This window comes from Leisingera sp. ABM4_103, from assembly GCF_056158685.1.
In genome coordinates this window covers 1,954,491-1,977,125 of sequence record NZ_JBSWTU010000005.1, presented here as the reverse complement: position 1 = coordinate 1,977,125, position 22,635 = coordinate 1,954,491, and the positions used below count along the sequence as shown (strand labels likewise).

The following is a 22,635-nucleotide window of genomic DNA, read 5'->3' as shown; positions in this document are numbered from 1 at the left end:
AAATATCAAAGCCGCAGGCAGCAGGCCCCCAAGCCTGCCTGCTAGTCTGTGTGACGCTGCTGGCGGGCCGCCTCCAGCTTCCCTTCCCGCAGTGCCACGGGCGACAGCATCAGCACTGAGCCGCCTTCAATCTGGCGCACCTCGAACCCTCTCCGGCCTTGCAAGCCGCCGCGCAGCTCATCCGGCAGCGCCGCGCAATCTTCGGGACGGCTCTCGCACATCACGATCTCGCGCCCGGTCAGATGGTGCAGGCGGAACGTAACCGACTGGTCCTTTTGCAGATCCGATTTCCGGGCGGCCTCCAGCGACAGGTAGGTTCCGGTGACATAGACCGGACCCTGCCCCTCAACAAGCTCTGCCGCCATCGCCCGGCTTACCTTATGCCACTCCGACAGAAACTGGTGGGTCAGCCCGCCGAAGATCACGTAGACCGCGGTCACGGTAAACAGCAGGTTCCGGCTCAGCCGCGCCCGCCCGCTGTCGCGCAGTGCAATCACGAACAGCCCAATGAAGACGGCCCCGAAGATCCACAGGAACCCGCCGGAGCGCACCGGCATGTCGATGCCGCTGCGGACCACCTGCAGGCAGATCAGCGCCAGGCCCAGGGCCGCCCCGGACAGCAAATAAAGCGCCCGCCACTTGTCCCGCCGCAGCACAACCCAGACCGCACAGGCCAGCAGCGCCGCCTGCAAGAGCGCCAGAACCGCGTTGTTATACCCGCCCTTCTGCGCCAGGCTGACCAGGAACTGCCAGGCGAGCTTGGAGTTCTCCAGCGCCGAGGCCAGATCATGCGCCGGACTGGGGTTGCGCCATTCCGCCATCGGCACGCCGAATACCCCATGCACCGTATAGTTCAGCGAATAGATCGCCAGCATGCCCAGCGCGAAACTGGCGATGAACAGCGCCAGCAGGCCCGCCAGATCTCTCGCAGAACGCGCAACACCGGCGCGGGTCAGGCTCAGCCCCAGGATCAGAAACGGATAGGTGGTGTAGGCCATCAGCGAGACCGGCACAAAGACCAGCATCAGCCAGCGGCAGGCCCGCTCGCTCAGCCGCGTGGCCAGCCAGGCATAAAACGCCACAACCGCCAACCCCAGGATCAGCGTATTGAACCACATCGAGATCAGCACCCAGGGCAGGCCGAGACCCGCAATCAGCGCCACCATCACACGTTGCCAAATCTCCGCGTCCCGGCCAAAGGCGTTGTGCACCAGGCAGCCAAGATAGACCGCCCACAACAGCTGATAGACCAGAAAATTCAGCCAGGCCGGAGTTACAACACCACGCAGATGCCACAGGTAGTTGACCCAGCGCCCTTCGGTCAGGGTCTTCGCGTAGAACAGCGCAGGATCCGCCAGCAGCGCCGGGTAGTCATCGTGCCGGATCATCGGATCCGGCAGCTGGAACAGCGCCGTCAGCAGCAGCACAGCAAAAACCGCAGCCACCGTGACCGGCAGTTGCGGCAAGGCGCGCCGCTGCGCAACACTGCTGCCGGCGGTGGCCAGTGTCATCCCGCGGCCTCCTGCAGGCGCCGGGCGCGGCGGGCCAGCACGGCGGCACGGCCCTGTGCGATTCTGGTCACCATCGGCTGAGGCATCAGTGAGACAATGCCGCGCCGCATCCGCCAGCCCAGGCTGCCCGCCAGCGGCACCTTCTGCCCGGCCGGAATTTCTGTTGCCAGCACCTCCTGCGGCAGCTCTTGGCGGCCCGCGGCGTTGGCATAAAGCACGGTGTTGTAGCGGTACCAGGGCTCGACACCCGACATGTGTTTCAGCCGGGGGCGGGCAAAGTCAAAGGCAGTGAACCCGCGCGCCGCAAACATCTCCTGCCAGAACGACAGCGGCTTCTCGTTGATATGGAACTCGCCCCCCTGCCCCGGCACAGCGGCGGAGAACAGCACCCGGTCAGCGTGGCGGGTCAGGCTGTCGACCAGCTTTTCCGAGGCTGCCTCTGGCAGGTGCTCGCCCACCTCCAGACTCTGCGCCAGATCGAATTTGCGTCCGAGATCAAAGGGTTTGGTCAGGTCGGCAGCATGGAACTGCTGGCGCGGGATCGCCAGACGGTCGCGATCGACATAATCGCCGTCAACGCCAGCCACATCGGTCACCCCCGCCTTGATCCACTCGCTCAGCCACACGCCGCGGCCGCTGCCCAAGTCCAGAACGCTGCCCGCTTGCAGCTGCGGCTGGACCACCGAAATCATCGCCTGCGCCGAGGAGCGCGCGCCCTGGTCGATATAGTCGTAGAACTCGTTGGAATAGATATGGGACATGATTGCTCCGAACTTTACTCGCCAGCCGCGGCATACACCCAGAGGCGGAAAATGATGAAATTCTGAACCGGCAGGATCACCGTGACGGCGGCGGCGGACAGCCAGTCCGCCCAGCCCAGCGCCGGGCCTATCACACCGGTGATCAGCGCCGAGACGGCAAAACCCGCGGCAATGGCGCAGGTAAAGCGTGCCATCTGGTCGGGCAGGCCCAGCGGGCGGCGGAAGGTCCACCAGGTTTGCAGCACGTATTGCACCGCTACCGCAGCCGCAAAGGCCAGCGCATTGGCAGGCGCCTGCGCCATCCCTGCGGCCAGCAGTGCGGTATAGCCCAGCACATACAGGCCCGCGACCGTGGCGCCGACGACAGAAAAGCGCAGGATTTGCCCCGCGCCTCCCATGCTCACGACGCTTCCTTGCGCAGCGGTGCGGGCTCGGCATTCGCCGCCTCCGCAGGCGCGCTACCGCCGGTTTCCTCTGACAGGAAATACATCGGGCGCTGTTTGCTCTCCATGTAAAGCCGCCCGATGTACTCTCCCATTATCCCCAGCGTCAGCAGTTGGATCCCTGAGAAGAAGGAAATCGCCAGCAGCATCGACGCCCAGCCGGGGGCAGTGTTGTAGAGGATCAGCGACAGGAACACATAGACCGCCATCAGGAAGGTCACATAAAGGCTCAGGAACGCCAGCCGCGTCGCCATTTTCAGCGGTTTGGTGGAAAAGCCGGTCAGCGCGTCCGTGGCAAAGCGCAGCATTGCCCGGAACGGGTATTTTGTGACGCCGGCAACCCGGGCATCCCGGACGTATTCCAGACCGATCTGCTTGAAGCCCGCCCAGGCGAACATGCCGCGGATGAAGCGGGCCCGCTCCGGCATCGCCAGAACCGCATCCAGCGCGCGGCGGCTGACCAGGCGGAAATCGCCGGTGTCCTTGGGGATGTCCACATCCGACAGCGTGTTCAGGAAACGGTAGAACAGATAGGCGGTTGCCTTCTTGAACAGGGTCTCCCCCTGCCGTTCGGCCCGGCGCCCATAGACCACGTCATAGCCGCGGTCCATCATCATCATCATGTCGGGCAGGATTTCCGGAGGGTCCTGCAGGTCGGCGTCCAGCATGAAAACGCGGTCGCCGCGCGCGGCCTCAAGACCGGCCGTCAGCGCCACCTGGTGACCGCGGTTGGCAGACAGCCGTATCCCCCGCACCACCGGGTGCCTGGCATGGGCCGCCTCGATCGCCGCCCAGGTGCCGTCGCTGGAGCCGTCATCCGCCAGGATGATCTCGGCGTCCTGCGCCCATGGTTCAATGGCCTGCACCAGCCGCTCCACCAGAAGGGGGACCGACTCTTCTTCGTTGTAGCAGGGCACAACAACGGAAAGCTGCACTTTCTCGCCCTCAAATCTGTTTGTTAACCGCTCGTTAACCACGATACTGACCGATCCGGCGCAGGAAGGGCAACGGCAGCCCGATGAGAGCTGAATTTGCAATTAAATGGTTAAGAGCCTGTGTGCTTTGGGTAACGCACTATGGCGAAACCAAGGCAAATGCGGACGAATTGCCGAAAATTCGCCCGCATCCCGCCCCGGTCTACAGCACGCCGCGGGGAATCGTTTCCTGCCACTCCTTGGTCAGGACAACCTCCCTGTCCGCGCCCTCAAAGGCGGTCACCTTGCGCCAGAGATAGAAATTCTCCCGGTCGCAGGTCACTTTGTTCCCGGTCTCAATCGCGACCTGCCAGCCGCCGCGCTCGAACTCGAAGGTCCAGTCGCTGGCAAAAGCCGCCGTGGCAGGATCGTCCGGATGCACCTCATAGTGCATGCTCACATGGCTGCCTGCGCACATGCCGTGATAAGGGTCCACCGCCTTGCCGTAGTCATCAAAGGTATCCAGCACCAGCGCACCATCCTCGCGGGTCCAGGTTTTCGATGTGCCGCCCGCGGGGCGCAACTGCTCGGCCTGCAGCACCGGGTAGCCGCGCGGCGCGCCAGGGTTCTGCGGGGCAATCTCTTCAGCAACCCGCCGCTCCGGCAGCACCAGCGCGCAGCCTTCCAAATGCAGGGTGACTTCCGCCGCCTCAGGCGCAGGCCAGACAACCGGCCAGTATGACGCCGACAGCGCCAGCCGCAGCACATGCCCCGGTTTCAGGCGGTGCGCGCATTCGTTCAGCTCGATCTCCGCCTCATAGCGCTCCCCCGGCACAAGGGTCTCCGGCGCCTCAAACCCATTGCGGCACGTCAGGTTCAGCGGCCGGAAGGTGATCCGCTGCGACACGCCTTCAGGCGACACATCGCACAGCCGCGCCACCAGCTGCGCCACCGGCTTGTCGGTGCTGAAGGCCACCTTGAGCCGCGGCCTGCCCAGCAATTCCAGCGGCTCCGTCAGCGGCGCGGTGTCGAAACAGGCCGACAGCGCATCGTCAACCGCCTGGTCCCCGGCCAGCTCATTGTCAAACCGCATCCCCGGGCAGAAATAGCCGGACGCCTGCCCGACCGTCGCCGGATTGCTGACTGCTATGGCACCTTGCCCCGGTGTCTCCGCCAGCACACCCTGCCCCAAGTGCATCACCCGGTCCTGCACGTTGGGCGAGGGCCATTCAGCCTCCGCCACCCAGCGGCCCTGGCGCGGTTTGTTCTGCATGGCGGGGTTAAAATGCTCCTGCATAAAGACGCGGTAGTCCGGCAAGTCTTTGGCGCCGGTCTCCTCGCCCTTCAGCCATTGGCCGAACCAGCGCAGCACCTCGCCGTGAAAATCCGCCGGATCCAGCTTGGCGATATGGGCATAGCGGTGCTCCCACGGTCCGATCATCGCCTTGGCGGGCACAGTCAGATTGGCCGCCAAGGCAGGCGGCGCGTTCACATAGGCGTCCGCCCAGCCGGTGATCGCCAGCACCGGCGCCTGGATCGCAGACCAGTCCTCGCAGACCGAGCCGTGCTTCCAGAAGCTCCCCCGGGTCTGGCGCCGCAGCCACTCGGCAGCCATGAAGGGCATCCCCTCAATCCGCTTGATCCAGTCCTCGCGCCAGTCCGCCCGGTGCTCCGGGTCCGCTGGACGCGACTGATAGGCAAACATCTGGCTGCCCCAATTTGCGTTGTCGCTCAGCAGGCAGCCGCCCATGTAATGAATATCGTCAGCATAGCGGTCGACGGTCGAGGCCACAGACACCACCGCCTTCAACGCCTCAGGCCGGCGGAACGCCAGCTGCAGCCCGTTGAACCCGCCCCAACTGATGCCGATCATGCCGATGTTGCCGTCGCACCAGGGCTGCGCGGCGATCCAGGCCAGCACCGCCTCACCGTCGCTCAGTTCCTGTTCGGAGTATTCGTCGTCAAACACCCCCTCGCTGTCACCCGTGCCCGCTATGTCCACGCGGATGCTTGCATAACCTTCGGCAGCAAAAACCGGATGTGTGGTCTCATCCCGGGGCGCGGTGCCGTCACGCTTGCGGTACGGGAGGTATTCCAGGATCGCGGGATGCGGCCCCGCGCCCTCCGGCATCCACATCCGCGCCGACAGCCTGCGGCCGTCCGGCAGAGGGATCCAGGTGTTCTCAATAATGCTGTAAGCGCCGGGCATAAGTATGTTCCTGTGGTTGTTTTGGCTACGGCCGCACTCAGCAAATTCACCAGATCACCTGCCGAAGAAAAGGGTGCGTTTATGCGCGGATGTAAGCGAACTGACGCGGGATAGGCGCAAATCGCCACGGCCAGCCCGAGCATTCCACGCGTTTACCGGCGTTCACTTGCCCGCCCCAGCCGCACCCAAACAGCACCGCAACGCACCGCAAGGCGGAGACGGAGTACCGCCGCAGATGGCAGCAGCGCGGTTATCCCGGCAGTTTCGGCGCCGACTTATCCAGCGCCAGTTCGGCGTCCGAGAACTTCCACGGTCCCCGGACCCCCGGCACGCCCTCCGGTGAGATCTGCATCTCCCGGTGCTTTATCTGCGGATCCTCAAACGCCTGGCCAATGGTGTTGATCGGCCCAGCCGGAACTGTCGCCGCTTCCAGCGCTGCCAGCAGGTCCGCTTGTGCCCACGCCGCCAGCACCTCCTCCAGGATCGCCGTCAGCGCCCTGCGGTTGGCGACCCGCAGCTGGTTGGTCTGGAAGCGGTCATCCGCCTTGGCCTCAGCCAGCTCCAGCACATCGCACAACCGCTGGAACTGCCCGTCATTGCCCACCGCCAGAATCACATGGCCATCCTTCACCGCCATCACCTGGTAGGGCGCAATATTCGGGTGGTCATTGCCCAGCCGGGTGGGGCTGTCGCCGGTCGCCAGATAGTTCATCGCCTGGTTTGCCAGCAGGGCCGTTGCGCAATCCAGCAGTGACATGTCCAGATGCTGGCCGCGGCCCGTCCTGTGGCGCTGCTCCACCGCCGCCAGAATGCCGATGGCGGCGTACAGGCCGGTGACAATATCGGTTATCGCCACACCGACCTTCTGCGGCTGGCCGTCCTGCGCACCGGTGATCGACATCAGCCCCGACATGCCCTGCAGCAAAAAGTCATACCCCGCCCGCTTGGCATAAGGCCCATCCTGGCCAAATCCGGTCACAGAGCAGTAGATCAACCGCGGATTGACCTTGCTGAGGCACTCATAATCCAGCCCGTATTTCTTCAGCCCGCCGACCTTGAAGTTCTCGATCAGGATGTCGGCATCCTTGATCAGCTCAAGGACTGCCTGCTTGCCCTCTTCAGTGCGGAAGTCGGCGGTCACGCAGTCCTTGCCACGGTTGGCGGCATAGTAATAAGCGGCCGTTTTGTCACCTTCGCGCTCGATGAACGGAGGCCCCCACTTGCGGGTATCGTCACCATCCGGGCTTTCCACCTTCACCACATCGGCGCCCAGATCCGCCAGCGACTGGCCGATCCAGGGCCCGGCCAGGATACGGGCAAGTTCAACCACCTTGAGGCCTGCAAGCGGGGTCATGGGCACTCCTCCCTGTTGGTGCCGTCGTCTTTGCTAGCATGCTTAGCCGCTGCACTGCCCTCCTGCAAGATTTGATCAAATCCCGGCCCGGCGAAAACGCCCCTCAGGCTGCAAACCGGAAAACACGTGTTTTCCGAGCCGTTTCCCGCGCCGGGAAACGGGATTTCCATTGTCACGGCATCCAGACATCTCCGCGCAAGTCAGACTGCGTATCCAGAGCCAGTTTCAGCCGGCAAATTCCTGATGGAATGCCGCAGGACAATATGTTAGCGATAACTCAACTTTAACCGGCCCTGTGCCAGCAGAGGCAATTGAATTGCCCCGCCCCAGGCGGCACAATGGCCCGGCCTTCGGCCCTCAATGGAACAGCGATGTAAAATCAATGGTTTCCCGCGTCATCCCCGTCCAGCCCTTTGACCTCGTGCTGTTTGGCGCGACCGGCGACCTGGCCCGCCGCAAGATCCTTCCGGCGCTGTTCCACCGGTTCCAGATCGGCCAGTTCAACACGGAATGCCGGATCATCGGCAGCTCGCGCAGCGAGCTGACCGCGGAAGAGTTCCGCAGCCAGACAGCAGACGCCATCCGCGAATTCGGCCAGGATGTGGAAACCACGGCCGAGGAAATCGCCGGATTCACCGCGTTGTTGGACTATGCCGCGGTGGACGCCCGCGGTGAGAGCGGATGGGATGTGATTCACGGGAAACTGCGCGACGATGCGGCCCGCGCTTTCTATCTATCGGTGGGGCCTGGCCTGTTCACCGATATTGCCCGCCGCCTCAGCGAAACCGGCATCGCCACGCCCGACAGCCGCATCGTTCTGGAAAAGCCCTTCGGCCATGACCTGGCGTCGGCCCAGGCGCTGAACGCGGCGCTGCGGGAGCATTTCGAAGAACGCCAGATCTACCGGATTGACCATTACCTGGGCAAAGAGACGGTGCAGAACCTGATGGCGCTGCGTTTTGCCAACTCGCTGTTCGAGCCGTTGTGGAACTCCTCCCATATCGACCATGTGCAGATCACCGTCGCCGAAAGCATCGGCATCGAGGGGCGCGAGGAATATTACGACAAGTCCGGCGCCATGCGGGACATGGTGCAAAACCACCTGATGCAGCTTCTGTGCCTGACCGCGATGGAGCCGCCCGCCCATTTCGCGCCCAATGCGGTTCGGGACGAGAAGGTCAAGGTGATCGAGGCTCTGCGCCCGGTGGCGCAATCCAGCATCGCCCGCGGCCAGTACCGGGGCAAAAGCGGAGAGGGCTACCGCGATCACGCGGGCAACCCCGCCAGCCGCACCGAAAGCTATATCGCGCTCAAGGTCGAAGTGGCGAACTGGCGCTGGGCCGGCACGCCGTTCTACCTGCGCACCGGGAAATGCCTGCGTGACCGGGTGAGCGAGATCGCGGTCTATTTCCGCGACCCGCCGCACAACATCTTCGAAGGCTCCGGCCCGGTGCACGGCAACGTGCTGGTGATCCGGCTTCAGCCTGACGAGGGCATTACGCTGAAAACCACCATCAAGGACCCCGGCCCTGGCGGCATGCGCCTCACAGGCGCCAACCTGGACATGACCTTCGCCGATGAGCTGCCGGAGTCGGGCCGCCCGCAGGACGCCTATGAACGGCTGATCATGGATGTGATCCGCGGCAACCAGACCCTGTTCATGCGCGGCGACGAGGTCGAGGCCGCCTGGGCCTGGGCCGACCCGATCATCGCCGGCTGGGAAGACACCGGAGAAGCCCCGCAGCCCTATGACAGCGGCAGCGCCGGCCCCGACAACTCACTCCTGCTGATCCACCGCGACGGCCGCCGCTGGCGCAGTATCGGAGCCTAAGACAGCCGCCCTCCCCCTTGCCCCCGCAGTTTGCTACAAAGGCACCCCATGAGCTTGAATTCCACACTGGCCGCCGTCACCGACCGCATCATCGCCCGCAGCGAGACCACCCGCGCGGCCTATCTGGAACGGATGCGCGCGGCCAGCGGCAAAGGGCCTGCGCGGGCGCATCTGTCCTGCTCCGGCCAGGCCCATGCCTATGCGGCCACCGGGCCGGACCAGCAGACACTGGCCGCAGGCAGCCAGGGCCACCTCGGCATAGTCACTGCCTATAACGACATGCTGTCCGCGCACCAGCCGTTTGAAACCTACCCTGCGCTGATCCGCGATGCGGTCCGCAAGGCCGGCGGCACCGCGCAGGTGGCTGGCGGCGTGCCCGCGATGTGCGACGGGGTCACCCAGGGCGAGGCCGGCATGGAGCTCAGCCTGTTTTCCCGCGATACCATCGCCATGGCCACCGGCGTCGCGATGAGCCACAACGTCTTTGACGCCGCCGTCTACCTTGGCGTCTGCGACAAGATCGTGCCTGGACTGGTGATCGGGGCGCAGGCCTTTGGCCATATCCCGGCAGTGTTCCTGCCGGCAGGCCCGATGACCAGCGGCCTAGCCAATGACGAAAAGGCCCATATCCGCCAGAAATTCGCCGCGGGCGAAATCAGCCGCGAGGAACTGCTGAAGGCCGAGATGGCCGCCTACCACGGCCCTGGCACCTGCACCTTTTACGGCACTGCCAACACCAACCAGATGCTGATGGAGTTCATGGGGCTGCACCTGCCCGGGTCCTCCTTCGTGAACCCCGGCACCCCCCTGCGCGAGGCGCTGACGGTGGAGGGCGCCAAGCGCGCCCTGTCGCTCAGCGCGCTTGGCAACAACTACACGCCGGTCTGCGACGTGCTGGACGAGAAAGCCTATGCCAACGGCATTGCCGGGCTGATGGCCACCGGCGGCTCGACCAACCTGCTGATCCACCTGATCGCCATGGCGCGGGCGGGCGGCATCCTGCTGGACTGGCAGGACTTCGCTGACCTCTCCGACGTGGTGCCGCTCCTGGCCCGCGTCTACCCCAACGGGCTGGCCGACGTGAACCATTTCCACGCGGCCGGCGGCCTCGGCTACATGATCGGTGAACTGCTGAAAACCGGCCTCCTGCACCCGGACACAAGGACCGTGGCGGGCGAAGGGCTGGAGCATTACACGCAGGAACCTTTCCTGTCGGAGGACGGCCTCACCTTCCGCCCCGGCCCGGGGCAGAGCCTGAACGACGCGGTGCTGCGCCCGGCGGACGTGCCGTTTCAGAAGACCGGCGGCCTGAAGCGGCTGACCGGCAACCTGGGCACCGCCGTGATCAAGGTCTCGGCAGTGGCGAAAGAACACCACATAGTCGAAGCTCCTGCCCGCGTATTCCACGACCAGGAGGAGGCCAAGGCCGCCTTCAAAGCGGGCGAGCTGACCGGCGACGTGATCGTGGTGGTGCGCTTCCAGGGCCCCAAGGCCAACGGCATGCCCGAACTGCACAGCCTCACTCCATTCCTTGGCATCATGCAGGGCCGCGGCCAGAAGGTGGCGCTGGTCACCGACGGACGGATGTCCGGCGCATCCGGCAAAGTGCCCGCCGCGATCCACGTGGTGCCAGAGGCCCTGGATGGCGGGCCGATTTCCCGGATCCAGAACGGCGACCTGGTGCGGCTGGATGCGGTGAAAGGCACGCTGGAAGTCCTCACCGAAGGCGCGCTGGAGCGCGAGCCCGCCACCGCCGACCTCAGCGCCTATCAGCACGGCACCGGCCGCGAGCTGTTTTCCCTTTTCCGCCGCTCGGTCGCTTCGGCCGACGAAGGCGCCAGCGTTTTTGGAGTGTAACTCATGCGGATAACCCCTCAGGACGCCAGCCTGCGCACCTGCGAGATTTGCGCCCTGGCACCGGTGATGCCGGTGCTGGTGGTAGAGGACGCGGCCCACGCCCGCCCCTTGGCCGAGGCACTGGTTGCGGGTGGCCTGCCTGCACTGGAAGTCACCCTGCGCACCGGCGCCGCGCTGGACGTGATCCGCGAGATGGCGCAGGTGAAGGGCGGTGTGGTTGGGGCCGGAACCCTCATCACCCCCAAGGACGCCGAGGCCGCCAAGGAGGCCGGCGCCCACTTCGGCGTCTCGCCCGGCGCCACGGACTATCTTCTGGATGCTTGCGAATCCATCGGCCTGCCGCTTTTGCCCGGGGCCGCCACGGCGACCGAGGCGATGCGCCTGCTGGCTCGCGGCTATGGCATGCTCAAGTTCTTTCCGGCTGAGGCCTCCGGCGGCGCCCCGGCGCTGAAAGCCATTGGCGCGCCGCTGCCGCAGATCTCCTTCTGCCCGACCGGCGGCATCAGCCCCGCCAATGCCGAAACCTACCTGAGCCTGCCCAACGTGGTCTGCGCCGGCGGCAGCTGGGTGGCCCCCGCCGACCTGGTCAAGGCCGGCAACTGGAGCGCCATCGAAGCACTGGCGCGCGACGCCAGCAAGCTGGGCAAAGGTTAAGCTACCGCAAAATCATCCTGGTATTTCCGCTCGCCAGGGCGGATTTGCTCCGGCACGCGAAACCGAAACCGCCGCCGCCCGCACCGCAAACTGCAGGCACGCTTCCAGATCCTGCACGGTAATTTCGCCTGACGCCGCGGCCCTCAGCAGGCCCCACTCCTGCGCCTTGGCCAGAAAGCCCGCATTGAAGGTATCCCCTGCGCCGACCGTATCAGCGACCGCGACGGGCACGGCATCTGCCGTCACAATCCGTCCGTCCGGCAGATGGGCCTCAGCCCCCCGTGCGCCGTGGGTCAGCAGCACCAATTTGGGCCCAGCCGCGAAGAGGCTTCCCAGTTTCGTGCCCGTGTCCCCGCGGGGACAGAGCCAGGAAAGGTCCTCTTCCGAGACCTTCACGATATCCGCCAGCGCGACCAATTTCTCCAGCCGTACGCGATAGGCCGCCTCATCCTTGGCAAATCCGGCGCGTACATTCGGATCGAGCATCAAGGGCCGGCGGCCTGCTTCGCGCTGCGCCAGCGCCAAGTAAGCGTCGGCCGCGGGCGGGTTGCACAGGCTGATGCCGCCAAGCAGCAGCGCTTCCACGCTGTCCGGCAGGTCCGGCACATCCTGCGGCGTGAGCGACGACCCGGCCGAGCCGGTGTCATAGAAGCTGTAGCTGGCGTCCCCATCCGTCAGATGGACAAAGGCCAGGGTGCAGGGCCGCGGGCTGGTCACCGTAAGGGAGGCGTCCACCCCGGCCTCCGCCAGCCTTGCTGCCAACTGCTGCCCGAACACATCCGAGGACATTCCGGTGAACAGCCCCGCACGCACCCCGAGCCGTCCCAGCGCCAGCGCGGTGTTGAACGACGCGCCGCCGCCATGCGGGACATATGCCGCCTGCCCCGCAGCGGTCTTGCCGGGGATCATATCGATCAGCGCCTCGCCGCAGCAGAGGATCATGGCGCAGCCCCGCCGCTGCCGGAACCAAGCGCGTTCTGGTAGGCAAACAGCGCGGGCAGCCCGCCGGTGTGCAGCAGCAGCACTTTCTGCCCTTTGCGGATGGCACCCTCCTCCAGCAGCCCCAGCAGCCCGGCAAAAGTCTTGGCGGAATAGACCGGGTCCAGCAGGATCCCCTCCGCGGCGGCCATGCGCTGCAAAGCTTTGCGTGTCGCGGGTCCTGCGCGGCCATAGCCGGGCGCCAAGGCACCGTCCGAGGTAAGGATGTCACCGCCGGGAAATGGCTGCGGGATGTTCATCAATCCGGCCAGCTCTGCGGTCACCTGCTCCAGCCGCGCCTTCTGTGCTTGCGCATTGCGGCGCACGCAGATGCCAAAGACCGGCGCGGTGATGCCGGCCAGCCGCACGCCGGTCAGGAACCCGCCATGGGTGGCCCCGCTGCCCGAGGGCACCACGGCGGCATCAAATCCGCCGATCTGCGCCGCCAGCTCCGCTCCGCCCTGCACATAGCCCAGCGCGCCCAGCGGCGGATGGCCGAGGCCGAGGGGAATGATGTAAGGTGTGCGGCCTGCCGCGCGCAGCTCCTCTGCCCGCGCTTCCAAGGCGGCATCCGCGCCGGCTTCATCCTCTCCCTCCGGGTAACTCATGCTCTCTGCCCCCAGGATTTCCGACAGGAAAACGTTGCCAGAGCTGTAGTAAAGCGGGTCCATGCCCGGCACCCGCTCCTCGCGCTGCAGTATCGCCTGCATCCCGTATTTCGAAGCCGCGGCGGCGGCCGTGCGGGTAAAGTTCGACTGCACCGCGCCGGTGATCAGGATGGTGTCCGCCCCGGCCGCCCGCGCCGCGCCGATGTAGAACTCCAGCTGCCTGGTCTTGTTGCCGCCAAAGCTGAGGCCGGTCAGGTCGTCGCGCTTGATCCAAAGATCCAGTCCCAGCTCTTCCGACAGTCGGTCCAGCCGCTCCAGCGGTGTTGGCTGGGACAGCAGCTTGGCGCGCGGGAACGCGGAAAGGAGCGTGTCGGTCCTGAACATTGCGGTCTCTTTCTTTCTGATCGGGCAACGGCGCCAGCCTGACTGGGCCGCACCACGTTGCAGCAGTATGTGCAACCGGGCAAGGCCTCGAAGGCCAGCGGTTGCTTTTCAGGCGCTGCGCCCCCATGTCCCTGCGAAGCACCGGAAATCCAAGGATACGCGCCATGACAGAGACCGCCCACAGCCCCGCCCTGCGGGTCGATATCATCTCCGACGTGGTCTGCCCCTGGTGCGCGGTCGGCTACAACCAGCTGGCCTTTGCCGCCCGCCGGGCCGGGGTGGCTCTGGACATCCACTGGCAGCCGTTTGAGCTGAACCCGGATATGGCGCCCGAAGGCGAGGACCTGCGCGAGCATCTGGCCGCGAAATACGGCAGCACGGCGGAGCAGTCCGCCCAGGTGCGGGCGCAGTTGACGGAGATTGGCGAGGCCCTTGGGTTCACCTTCCGCTTCTTTGACGGGATGCGGATCTACAACACCTTTCAGGCGCATCAGCTGATCGAGTGGGCGGAAGAGCACGGCAAGGGCCACGAGATGAAACAGGCGCTGCTGAGCGCGTATTTCACTGATGGCAAGGATGTATCCGATCCGGAGGTGCTGGTAGCAACCGCCGAAAGCCTCAGCCTGGACGGCGCCGGTGCGTGTGCGGCCCTGGAGAGCGGCAAACACGCGGAGAGCGTACGCCAGCGCGAGGCGTTCTGGATGCAGCAAGGCATCCGCGGCGTGCCTGCGATGGTGTTCAATGGCCGTCACCTGGTGACCGGCGCGCAAGGGGTGGGGAATTACGCCAGCATCCTGGAGCATTTGGGTCTGACAGCCAAAGCGTTTTGACTGCCGGGATTTCGAAAAACGTTTAGGTGCAAATCAATACGCTGAGCGTTCGCCCGGGCGGGTGCGGAACGCGCCCGCCTTGGGGCGGGCGGACGCGTGCCTGCCGCTGGCGCGACAGGCGAAAGGACACTAGACCAGTCAGGTCTACCCCTGCGGCAAGCACTGGGTGATGGCGGATTCCAGCTTATCCACCACCTCGGTGATCTGCTCATCGGTAATGATGAAGGGCGGTGCCAGCAGGATATGGTCGCCGTTCTGGCCGTCGCGGGTGCCCGACATCGGGTAGCAGATCAGCCCGGCCTGAAAGGCTGCCTTCTTAATCCGCCCGGCAAGCCCCAGCGCCGGATCAAACGGTTCCTTGGTGTCCCGGTCGGCGACCAGCTCCACCCCGCGGAACAGCCCGCGGCCGCGGATGTCGCCCACGTTGGGATGCTGGCCGAAACGGTCCTCGAGCGCCGCCTGCAGCTTCTCTCCCATCTGAGCGCAGCGCTGCACCAGCCCGCGCTCCAGCATCGCCTTGACCACGGCTAGGCCCGCAGCGGTCGCCACCGGGTGGCCGATATAGGTGTGGCCGTGCTGGAAGAAGCCGGACCCATGCTCGATCGCCTCATAGATCTGGCGGGTGCAGAGCATCGCGCCGATCGGCTGGTAGCCGGCGCCCAAGCCCTTGGCGATGCAGAGAATATCGGGTGCCACGCCGTCCGCCTCGCAGGCGAACAAATGCCCGGTGCGGCCCATGCCGCACATCACTTCGTCCAGGATCAGCAGCACGCCGTATTGGTCGCAGATCTCGCGGATGCGCTTGAAATACCCCTCAACCGCCGGCACCGCGCCGGAGGTGGCACCGACTACAGGCTCCGCCATGAAGGCTATCACGGTCTCGGGGCCGAGGCGGAGGATTTCCGCCTCCAGCTCATTCGCCACCCGCTGGCCGTAGTCATAGGTGCTCTCGCCCTCAGCCCGGCCCACATACTCATAGCAGGGCGAGATATGGGAGATATCGATCAGCAGCGGCGCGAATTGGGTACGGCGCCATTCATTGCCGCCTGCCGCCAGCGCGCCAAGGGTGTTGCCGTGGTAGCTTTGCTTGCGGGCGATGATATGGCGGCGCTGCGGCTCGCCGCGTTCCAGGTGGTACTGGCGGGCGAGCTTGATCGCCGCCTCGGTCGCCTCCGACCCGCCGGAAACGAAATAGACCCGGTCAATATCCCCCGGCGCGTTGGCCACCAGCAAGTCCGCCAGCTCTTCCGCCGGTTCCGAGGTGAGGAAACCGGTATGGGCAAAGGCCAGCTTGCCGACCTGCTCCTGCACCGCCTTGATCACATCGGCGTCGGAATGGCCCAGGCAGGAGACCGCCGCGCCGCCGGAGCCGTCGAAATAGCGCTTGCCGTCCGCGTCGATCAGATAGCAGCCGTCACCGGCAACGGCAGTAGGCAGGCTGGCTTTGGTGTGGCGGGGAAAGACATGACTCATGATCAGCACTCCTTGAGGGTATGGCCCTGGGCCTTTGCGGCCTGAACGAAGGCGGCAACCGAGGCTGCGTTATCCGCCAGCAGCCCGCCCTCCGGTGTTTCGATGTTATTCTCAAATCCAATTCGCGCATCCCCTCCGGCGGCAACCGCCGCCAGCAGACAGGCCTGTTCATGCCGCCCGAAAGCGCAGACGGCCCAGTTGAGGTGCAGATCCGCCGCGGCGTCCCGGAAGACGGTGAGCCCCTCGGGCCGGGCCAGAACCGGCGGATTGTACTTGCCCAGAACAAAGATCGCATCGCGCATGGCGCCCGGAACGGTGCCGTCCTGATACCAGGCGCGCAGTTGGGCGATGCAGTCCGGACCGTACAGGATATGCTGCACCTGCGTGCCTGCTTCGGCGCACAGGGCATAGGCGCGCGCGGCCAGCCCCGCATCCCGCGCCATTTCCCGCACCGAGACAGAGGCCGCCGCCGGTCGCAGCGCCTCTAGACAGGTGAACTGGGCGGCCACGTCGTAGAGGCCCGCGCTTTCCGTGGTGATCTGCACCGCCATCGCCGGAGCGCTTTCCCGCACCGCATCAAGGGCTTCGCGGTAGCGGCCCGCATCCAGCGAATGCCGCCCCTCATCATCGCGCACATGCAGGTGCAGCGCATGGGCCCCAGCGGCAAAACAGGCCGCTGCGGTCTCAGCGGTTTGCTGCGGCGTGACCGGCAGCTGCGGATGATCCCCGCGTCCCCGCCGGGCCCCGTTGGGCGCCACCATCAAACTGTATTCCGCCACCGGTTTCCTCCTTTGCCGACTGACCCGCAGCGACTCGCGTCCGGGCTGCCCGCAGCTTGACCAGCAGCACAGAAGCTCTCAAGGCGGGAATATCAGAACATTTGTTTTCTTACCCGCACCGGCGGGCCGCTGGCCCATGACGTCAACCGGCCGCCTCTGGACCTAAGCAAGCACATGCTCTGGCCCTAACGAATTCCGCGAAACTGACGTTTCTGGTACATAATACGCCTTAAAGCCCGTGTAGGGTGCCGGGCAGCCCGATTCACTTCCAATGCCGAAAGGACATGTCATGGACGGCACGTTCAACGAAAACGATCTCTCCCGCGTGGTGGAGGCCGACAAGGCCCACATGTGGCACCACCTGTTCCAGCACAAGGCGCTGGAAAGCGCCGACCCGCGCATCATTGTCGAGGGCAAGGGCATGCGCGTCTGGGATCAGAACGGCAAGGAGTTCCTGGATGCGGTTTCCGGCGGCGTCTGGACCGTCAACGTCGGCTATGGCCGCGAAAGCGTCTGCAAGGCCGTCTACGACCAGCTGATGAAGGTCTGCTATTTCGCCAACTCCGCGGGTTCCATTCCCGGCGCGCTGTTTGCCGAGAAGCTGATCGAGAAGATGCCGGGCATGACCCGCGTTTACTACACCAACTCCGGATCGGAGGCCAACGAGAAGGCCTTCAAGATGATCCGCCAGATCGCCCACAAGAAGTACGGCGGCAAGAAAACCAAGATCCTGTACCGCGACCGTGACTATCACGGCTCCACCCTGGCGACCATGTCGGCGGGCGGCCAGGACGAGCGCAACGCGCAGTACGGTCCCTTTGCGCCGGACTTTGTCCGCGTGCCGCACTGCATGGAATACCGCAAGCATGAGCTGGGCCTGGAGCACCTGTCCGGCCGCGAGTTCGGTATTGCCGCTGCGGACGCCATTGAAGAAGTCATCCTGCGTGAAGGCCCGGAAACCGTTGGCGCGCTGTGCCTGGAGCCGGTGACCGCCGGCGGCGGTGTCATTGAGGCCCCCGAAGGTTACTGGGAGCGCGTGCAGGAGATCTGCAAGAAGCACGACGTGCTGCTGCACATCGACGAAGTGGTCTGCGGCGTCGGGCGCACCGGCAAATGGTTCGGCTACCAGCAGTACGGCATCAAGCCCGATTTCGTGACCATGGCCAAGGGCGTGGCCTCCGGCTATGCGGCGATTGCCTGCATGGTGACCACCGAGGAAGTCTTTGAGATGTTCAAAGACGACGCGGGCGATCCGATGAACTACTTCCGCGACATCTCCACCTTCGGAGGCTGCACCGCGGGCCCCGCGGCGGCGCTGGAAAACATGCGCATCATCGAGGACGAGAACCTGCTGGAAAACACCGTGGCCATGGGTGAGCGGATGCTGACCAACCTGCGCGCGCTGCAGGAAAAGCACGCCGTGATCGGCGATGTGCGCGGCAAGGGCCTGTTCCTGGGCGCCGAACTGGTGCAGGACCGCGAAACCAAAGAGCCGGTGGACGAGAAGCTGGCGCAGCAGGTGGTCGCGGAATGCGGCGCGCAGGGCGTGATCATCGGCGTCACCAACCGCTCGCTGCCGGGCCGCAACAACACCCTGTGCTTCAGCCCGGCGCTGATCGCCACCGCAGACGACATCGACGCGATCTGCGATGCGGTCGACAAGGCCCTGACCAAAGTTTTCGGCTGACACCTCTCCCTGTTGGACGAACAAACTGCGCCCCGGGAAATCCGGGGCGCTTTTTTGTTCAGGACACCGCGGCTTAGACAAGACGCACGGCAACCCCGCCGTCCACTGCCACGGGCGCCCCGGTCACAAAGCTGGCGCGGTCCGACAGCAGGAACAGCGCCGCCTGCGCTATTTCGTTCGGAGCGGCCATCCGTTTCATCGGGTGCAGCCCTGCGATAAAGCTGTGGGTTTCCGGATCATCGCCTGCCATTGCCGTCTTGGTCCCGCCCGGCAGCACGGCATTCACCCGGATGCCATCCGCCGCCAAATCCGAGGCGAGTGACTGGACCAGCCCGGCCAGCCCGGCCTTGGACGCGGCATAAGCCCCCATACCCGGCATCCCGCCGTTGCTGACTCCGACAAAGGACCCGGTGAAGACCAGCGATCCGCCGCCCCGCTCTTTCAGGGCCGGAACTTGCGCTTTGGCACAATAAAAGGCGCCGGTCAGGTTGGCGGCTATCACCGCGTTCCAATTGGCGGCTTCCATGTGCTCTACCGGCCCGGTCTCCCCCATCATACCCGCGTTGTTAAAGGCACCATCCAACCCGCCGAACTCTTCGGTGGCAAGCGCCACCAGCGCCTGAGAATAGGCCTCGCTGGTGACATCGCCAGCCAGAAAGGCTGCATGGCCGCCGCTTTGATTGATCTGCCCCGCAAGGGTCTCCAGTTCAGATTGCCGCCGGGCGCCCAGCACGACATTGGCCCCTTCTGCCGCAAACAGCAGCGCCGCGGCGGCGCCAATGCCACTGCTGGCCCCGGTTATGATCAGTGTCTTGTTCTGAAGTTCCATCGTCATAGCCTCCGTTGGTTGGGCGGCTCTGACCTAAGCGCCGCGCGCGGCTCCGCTCGACCCGTTTCCTGCTCTTCCCGCTTGGGGCGGGTCCTTTACCGCAAGAAACGGGTCAAAGCGGGGAATTGGCGGCGGTCCGGGTCAAGGGGACCGTAAGCCCCGCCGGCAGGCGGCAGGCTTCGCCTGTTCGCGAGCGAAACGTTCCCCGAGAACATTTCCGGGAAGCCCGCTCATCCTTGGCGCGCCTTCCTCAAGACAAAGCGGATTTGGCATCTTAGGGGCAGGCTTCTCCCTAAGACCCTTCTCAGCAAAACGGACAGCGCCGCGCGTCAGCGCGGCGCTGGGCCCAACGGGAGCGGGGCAATCTTTGATGCGTCGCGACGGGCGGGAGTGCCCCGTTCCGCCGCCACCTCTCAGATCAGCTGAAACAGAATGCCAGACAAGATCGCTCCGCTCACCCCAAGTCCCAGGTAGGCCGCGAAGACCTTGGGCTTGACCAGCGACCAGACCGCGGCCATGGCCGGGACCGAGCTGACCGCGCCTGCCACCATAAAGGCCATTGCGGCACCTGCGCTCATCCCCTGCTCCATCAGCCCGGCCAGCAGCGGCGGCGCGACATAGGAGTTCAGATAGGCAGGCATCCCGACCAGCGCCGCGGTCGCAATCGGCAGCACACCTTCGCCGCCCACCAGCCCGGCGATCACCCCAGCCGGAACATAATGGACCAGGAGCGATTCCAGCACATAGGCCAGAGCCAGCCATTTCAGCAGGAACAGACCGTTGGACACAAACTCTTCGCGGAACTTCACCCGGCGCTGTGCCTCGGTCCAGAACCGCCAGTTCGGCCTGGCGTCCGGCTTCGGCCCGCCGCAGCCGCAGCAGCCTGTGCTTTGCTGCTTGCGCAGCGGGTTGGCAAAAACCCCATGACCCCGCAGCAGCTTGATGGCAAAGCCGCCGAACAGCCCCAGCGCCACTGCCGCCACCGCCTTGCCAATGGCGAATGGCCAGCCCAATGCGCCTGCGGTGATCAGCAGAGTCGGCGGGTCGATCAGCGGCGAGGACAGCCAGAACGCCATAACCGCCGACAGCGGCGCGCCCAGCGCCAGAAGGCCGGCAATGAACGGGATCACTTCGCAGGAGCAGAACGGCGCCAGCCCGCCGAACAGCGCCGCCAGCAGGATCATCCGCGTCTCGCGCCCCTCAAAGGCACGCGCCACCATCGCCTCCGCCCCCGTCGCCTTGAGATAGGCCAGCAGCAGGACCGCAAACAGGATATAGCGCGCGGTGCTGCCCAGCGCTGCCAAGGTAAACTCCACGACGGAGCGGAAGTTGCCCGGGTCAAGGATGGCTGCGCCTGCCAGCAGGGCAAGGCTCAGCGCCCAGGGCGTCTTCAGCCAGCTGCCCAGTGATTTTGCCTTACCGGGGTTTTGTGTCAGTTCAGCCATCGTTTGCCGCCTTTTTGCCTGCGTCTGCGCAGCATTCGCTGAGAATGAAACCGGCCAACGCTTCCAGCCGGGAGAATTCGGCGCGGCTGATGGTCGACCGCCCCACGCGCTCCTGCGCCACCACACCGGCTCCGGTAAGGAATTTCAGATGATGCGCCAGGGTCGAAGGCGCAATGCCTGTGCGCTCCTGGATGTCCCCGACCGTCAGCCCGGCCTCGCCCGCCCGGATGAGGCAGCGCAACACCTGCAGCCGCGCCTCCGATCCCATCGCGGCAAAGCCCTGTGCGGCTTCTTCCCATTGCATGATGTCAGCTCCGATTGATTCGACTAAACTAGTTTTATGGTTTTGTTGATCGGTATTCAAGAGCGCTGCATATTATCCGTAACACGACCTGCCGGCCGAGAATTGCAGACCAGATCGCGAAGCCACAGCAAGGCGCAGATTCCTCCAAACTGGCCCTAAGTCCAGATTGCACCGCGTTTAAGTCCACCCTAAGGTGGCGCGCATGGCCATTTCCGTTGACACCTTCTTCCTCAACCCGGACGCCCAGGGCACCCTGCAGGCGCAGATCCAGGAAATGATTGCCGAGGGCATTCTGTCCGGCCGGTTCCGGGTCGGGGAGAAGCTGCCGTCCTCGCGCAAGCTGGCGGCGCATCTCGGCATCAGCCGGATCACCGTGACGCTGGCCTATACCGAACTTCTGGCCAACGATTACCTCACTTCACGCGGGCGCTCGGGGTATTTCGTGTCGGAAAACGCCCCGGTGCCGCCCTCGTACACGCCGCAGCAGAAAGCCGGCGATGCGATGGACTGGGACAAGGTGCTGGCGCGCAGCTTTTCCGGCGGCGACACGCCGCGTAAGCCCCAGGACTGGCGCGACTATCGCTATCCGTTCATTTACGGGCAGGCGGACGCGTCGCTGTTCGACCACGCAAACTGGCGGCTGTGCGCGCTCAGGGCGCTGGGGCAAAAGGATTTCGCGGCGCTGGCAAACGACTACTTTGATCAGGATGACCCGCTGCTGATCGAGTACATCGCCCGCCACACGCTGCCGCGGCGCGGGATCACCGCGCGGCCGGAGGAAATCCTGATCACGCTGGGTGCTCAAAATGCGCTGTGGATCACATGCCAGCTGCTGCTGAACCGCAACCGCCGCGCCACGGTAGAGGACCCGGCCTATTACACCCTGCGCGACCAGGTGGTGCAGACCCGCTGCCATGTGGACTGTATTCCGGTGGACGAAGGCGGGCTGCCGCCGGAGGAGATCCCGGACGGCACCGATGTGATCTTCTGCACTCCCAGCCACCAGAGTCCGACCACCTTCACCATGCCGATGGAGCGGCGCAAGGAGCTGCTGCGGCGGGCCGGCGATATCGACGCGGTGATTGTCGAGGATGACTACGAATTCGAGATGTCGTTCCTCGGCGCCCCCTCGCCGTCGCTGAAATCGCTCGATACCGAGGGGCGTGTGATCTATGCAGGCAGCTTCTCCAAGTCGCTGTTTCCGGGTCTGCGTCTGGGGTATCTGGTGGGGTCGGAGCCGTTTATCCGTCAGGCAAGGGCGTTGCGCGCCAGCGTGCTGCGGCATCCGCCTGGCCATGTCCAGCGCACGGTCGCCTATTTCCTGTCGCTGGGACACTACGATGCGCAGATCCGCCGTACCGCAAAAGTGCTGCATGACCGGCGCGCGGTGATCGAGGACGCCATCCGCAAGCACGGGCTGGAGATTGCAGGCGTCGGCGGTTACGGCGGCTCCGCCCTGTGGATGCGCGCACCCGACGGGGTGGACACTTCGGCCGTGGCGGAGCGGCTGAAGGAGAAAAGCGTGATCATCGAACCCGGCGCGCCGTTCTTTGCCGCCGGGAACCGCAAGCAAAACCACTACCGGCTTGGTTACTCCTCGATCCCCGCCACCCGGATCGAACCCGGTCTCGCCCTGCTTGCCCAGGCGCTGAAGCAAGGCTGACCCCCGCATTTCGGGAAAATCGCGAAAAAATGATACTCTCAGTATCATTTTTTAAACGCCATTGGGAATAGCCTCCCCATCGGGTGACTGGCTGAACTATATTAGAAAATACCGGTTCACT

Annotated in this window: 19 protein-coding genes; 6 read left to right on the top strand and 13 right to left on the bottom strand. The window is 65.0% G+C overall.

Going from position 1 to position 22,635, the window contains the following annotated elements; all coding sequences use genetic code 11:
- Nucleotides 1-41: 41 nt before the first annotated feature.
- The 6 genes from ACXAED_RS11225 to ACXAED_RS11200 form a co-directional block, all read right to left on the bottom strand.
- Nucleotides 42-1,511: a hypothetical protein gene (locus tag ACXAED_RS11225; RefSeq protein ID WP_475049702.1), complete on the bottom strand. Its 1,470-nt coding sequence runs from the start codon at nt 1,509-1,511 to the stop codon at nt 42-44.
- Entirely contained in the window at nt 1,508-2,272 is a 765-nt protein-coding gene (locus tag ACXAED_RS11220) for a class I SAM-dependent methyltransferase (protein ID WP_475049699.1), read from the bottom strand. Before ACXAED_RS11220 ends, ACXAED_RS11225 begins: the two co-directional genes overlap by 4 nt.
- A 14-nt stretch (nt 2,273-2,286) precedes the next feature.
- Nucleotides 2,287-2,670 carry a GtrA family protein gene (locus ACXAED_RS11215; RefSeq protein ID WP_475053094.1) on the bottom strand — a complete coding sequence of 128 codons (384 nt, stop codon included), beginning with the start codon at nt 2,668-2,670 and terminating at the stop codon, nt 2,287-2,289.
- A gap of 2 nt (nt 2,671-2,672) precedes the next feature.
- The gene (locus ACXAED_RS11210) at nt 2,673-3,650 is read right to left on the bottom strand and encodes a glycosyltransferase family 2 protein (RefSeq protein WP_475049697.1); all 978 of its coding nucleotides are present in this window, start codon (nt 3,648-3,650) and stop codon (nt 2,673-2,675) included.
- Between the two features lie 202 nt (nt 3,651-3,852).
- The gene (locus tag ACXAED_RS11205) at nt 3,853-5,838 is read right to left on the bottom strand and encodes a CocE/NonD family hydrolase (protein WP_475049694.1); all 1,986 of its coding nucleotides are present in this window, start codon (nt 5,836-5,838) and stop codon (nt 3,853-3,855) included.
- A 250-nt stretch (nt 5,839-6,088) separates the two neighbouring features.
- Nucleotides 6,089-7,192, bottom strand: coding sequence for a CaiB/BaiF CoA transferase family protein (locus tag ACXAED_RS11200; protein ID WP_475049692.1), 1,104 nt, complete (start codon nt 7,190-7,192; stop codon nt 6,089-6,091).
- 382 nt (nt 7,193-7,574) lie between these two features.
- On the opposite strand from ACXAED_RS11200, the gene zwf reads away from it, so the two are divergent.
- The 3 genes from zwf to eda are packed head-to-tail and all read left to right on the top strand — an operon-like array spanning nt 7,575 to nt 11,534.
- Entirely contained in the window at nt 7,575-9,023 is a 1,449-nt protein-coding gene (gene zwf, locus ACXAED_RS11195; protein WP_475049689.1) for a glucose-6-phosphate dehydrogenase, read from the top strand.
- 48 nt (nt 9,024-9,071) lie between these two features.
- Nucleotides 9,072-10,880, top strand: coding sequence for a phosphogluconate dehydratase (gene edd, locus ACXAED_RS11190; RefSeq protein WP_475049687.1), 1,809 nt, complete (start codon nt 9,072-9,074; stop codon nt 10,878-10,880).
- 3 nt (nt 10,881-10,883) lie between these two features.
- Entirely contained in the window at nt 10,884-11,534 is a 651-nt protein-coding gene (eda, locus tag ACXAED_RS11185) for a bifunctional 4-hydroxy-2-oxoglutarate aldolase/2-dehydro-3-deoxy-phosphogluconate aldolase (RefSeq protein ID WP_475049684.1), read from the top strand.
- A gap of 12 nt (nt 11,535-11,546) precedes the next feature.
- On the opposite strand, the gene ACXAED_RS11180 is transcribed toward eda, so the two are convergent.
- Entirely contained in the window at nt 11,547-12,476 is a 930-nt protein-coding gene (locus tag ACXAED_RS11180) for a carbohydrate kinase family protein (protein ID WP_475049682.1), read from the bottom strand.
- A complete protein-coding gene (locus tag ACXAED_RS11175; RefSeq protein ID WP_475049679.1) occupies nt 12,473-13,504 on the bottom strand; it encodes a D-cysteine desulfhydrase family protein in 1,032 nt (343 codons plus the stop codon). The genes ACXAED_RS11180 and ACXAED_RS11175 overlap by 4 nt, the downstream gene beginning before the upstream one ends.
- A gap of 164 nt (nt 13,505-13,668) precedes the next feature.
- Here ACXAED_RS11175 and ACXAED_RS11170 point away from each other — a divergent pair, with 164 nt between their 5' ends.
- Complete coding sequence (locus ACXAED_RS11170) at nt 13,669-14,334, top strand: DsbA family oxidoreductase (RefSeq protein WP_475049677.1); 666 nt, start codon at nt 13,669-13,671, stop codon at nt 14,332-14,334.
- A gap of 144 nt (nt 14,335-14,478) precedes the next feature.
- On the opposite strand, the gene ACXAED_RS11165 is transcribed toward ACXAED_RS11170, so the two are convergent.
- Both ACXAED_RS11165 and ACXAED_RS11160 read right to left on the bottom strand, forming a co-directional pair.
- On the bottom strand, nt 14,479-15,807 hold the full coding sequence (locus tag ACXAED_RS11165) for an aspartate aminotransferase family protein (protein ID WP_475049676.1): 1,329 nt from the start codon (nt 15,805-15,807) through the stop codon (nt 14,479-14,481).
- A gap of 2 nt (nt 15,808-15,809) precedes the next feature.
- Nucleotides 15,810-16,586: a beta-keto acid cleavage family enzyme gene (locus ACXAED_RS11160; protein ID WP_475049673.1), complete on the bottom strand. Its 777-nt coding sequence runs from the start codon at nt 16,584-16,586 to the stop codon at nt 15,810-15,812.
- Nucleotides 16,587-16,875: 289 nt separating this feature from the next.
- Here ACXAED_RS11160 and ACXAED_RS11155 point away from each other — a divergent pair, with 289 nt between their 5' ends.
- Nucleotides 16,876-18,273, top strand: coding sequence for an aminotransferase family protein (locus ACXAED_RS11155; protein ID WP_475049672.1), 1,398 nt, complete (start codon nt 16,876-16,878; stop codon nt 18,271-18,273).
- Nucleotides 18,274-18,346: 73 nt separating this feature from the next.
- Here the strand turns inward: ACXAED_RS11155 and ACXAED_RS11150 are convergent, their stop codons facing one another.
- The 3 genes from ACXAED_RS11150 to ACXAED_RS11140 form a co-directional block, all read right to left on the bottom strand.
- Nucleotides 18,347-19,102 carry an SDR family oxidoreductase gene (locus ACXAED_RS11150; protein WP_475049670.1) on the bottom strand — a complete coding sequence of 252 codons (756 nt, stop codon included), beginning with the start codon at nt 19,100-19,102 and terminating at the stop codon, nt 18,347-18,349.
- 413 nt (nt 19,103-19,515) lie between these two features.
- Nucleotides 19,516-20,547, bottom strand: a complete 1,032-nt coding sequence (locus ACXAED_RS11145; protein ID WP_475049667.1) for a permease — start codon at nt 20,545-20,547, stop codon at nt 19,516-19,518.
- Nucleotides 20,540-20,851 (bottom strand): ArsR/SmtB family transcription factor, encoded by a 312-nt coding sequence (locus ACXAED_RS11140; protein WP_475049665.1) that lies wholly within the window; start codon nt 20,849-20,851, stop codon nt 20,540-20,542. Before ACXAED_RS11140 ends, ACXAED_RS11145 begins: the two co-directional genes overlap by 8 nt.
- A gap of 202 nt (nt 20,852-21,053) precedes the next feature.
- Here ACXAED_RS11140 and pdxR point away from each other — a divergent pair, with 202 nt between their 5' ends.
- A complete protein-coding gene (gene pdxR / locus ACXAED_RS11135) occupies nt 21,054-22,514 on the top strand; it encodes a MocR-like pyridoxine biosynthesis transcription factor PdxR (protein WP_475049664.1) in 1,461 nt (486 codons plus the stop codon).
- The last annotated feature ends 121 nt before the right edge of the window (nt 22,515-22,635 follow it).

Coding starts and splice junctions, on each gene's coding strand:
- eda (WP_475049684.1), top strand. CDS start 10,884: ATGCGGATAACCCCTCAGGACGCCAGCCTGCGCACCTGCGAGATTTGC.
- ACXAED_RS11155 (WP_475049672.1), top strand. CDS start 16,876: ATGGACGGCACGTTCAACGAAAACGATCTCTCCCGCGTGGTGGAGGCC.
- ACXAED_RS11200 (WP_475049692.1), bottom strand. CDS start 7,192: ATGACCCCGCTTGCAGGCCTCAAGGTGGTTGAACTTGCCCGTATCCTG.
- ACXAED_RS11215 (WP_475053094.1), bottom strand. CDS start 2,670: ATGGGAGGCGCGGGGCAAATCCTGCGCTTTTCTGTCGTCGGCGCCACG.
- ACXAED_RS11145 (WP_475049667.1), bottom strand. CDS start 20,547: ATGGCTGAACTGACACAAAACCCCGGTAAGGCAAAATCACTGGGCAGC.
- ACXAED_RS11140 (WP_475049665.1), bottom strand. CDS start 20,851: ATGCAATGGGAAGAAGCCGCACAGGGCTTTGCCGCGATGGGATCGGAG.
- ACXAED_RS11205 (WP_475049694.1), bottom strand. CDS start 5,838: ATGCCCGGCGCTTACAGCATTATTGAGAACACCTGGATCCCTCTGCCG.
- ACXAED_RS11170 (WP_475049677.1), top strand. CDS start 13,669: ATGACAGAGACCGCCCACAGCCCCGCCCTGCGGGTCGATATCATCTCC.
- pdxR (WP_475049664.1), top strand. CDS start 21,054: ATGGCCATTTCCGTTGACACCTTCTTCCTCAACCCGGACGCCCAGGGC.
- zwf (WP_475049689.1), top strand. CDS start 7,575: ATGGTTTCCCGCGTCATCCCCGTCCAGCCCTTTGACCTCGTGCTGTTT.
- ACXAED_RS11175 (WP_475049679.1), bottom strand. CDS start 13,504: ATGTTCAGGACCGACACGCTCCTTTCCGCGTTCCCGCGCGCCAAGCTG.
- ACXAED_RS11150 (WP_475049670.1), bottom strand. CDS start 19,102: ATGGAACTTCAGAACAAGACACTGATCATAACCGGGGCCAGCAGTGGC.
- ACXAED_RS11165 (WP_475049676.1), bottom strand. CDS start 15,807: ATGAGTCATGTCTTTCCCCGCCACACCAAAGCCAGCCTGCCTACTGCC.
- ACXAED_RS11180 (WP_475049682.1), bottom strand. CDS start 12,476: ATGATCCTCTGCTGCGGCGAGGCGCTGATCGATATGATCCCCGGCAAG.
- edd (WP_475049687.1), top strand. CDS start 9,072: ATGAGCTTGAATTCCACACTGGCCGCCGTCACCGACCGCATCATCGCC.
- ACXAED_RS11220 (WP_475049699.1), bottom strand. CDS start 2,272: ATGTCCCATATCTATTCCAACGAGTTCTACGACTATATCGACCAGGGC.
- ACXAED_RS11225 (WP_475049702.1), bottom strand. CDS start 1,511: ATGACACTGGCCACCGCCGGCAGCAGTGTTGCGCAGCGGCGCGCCTTG.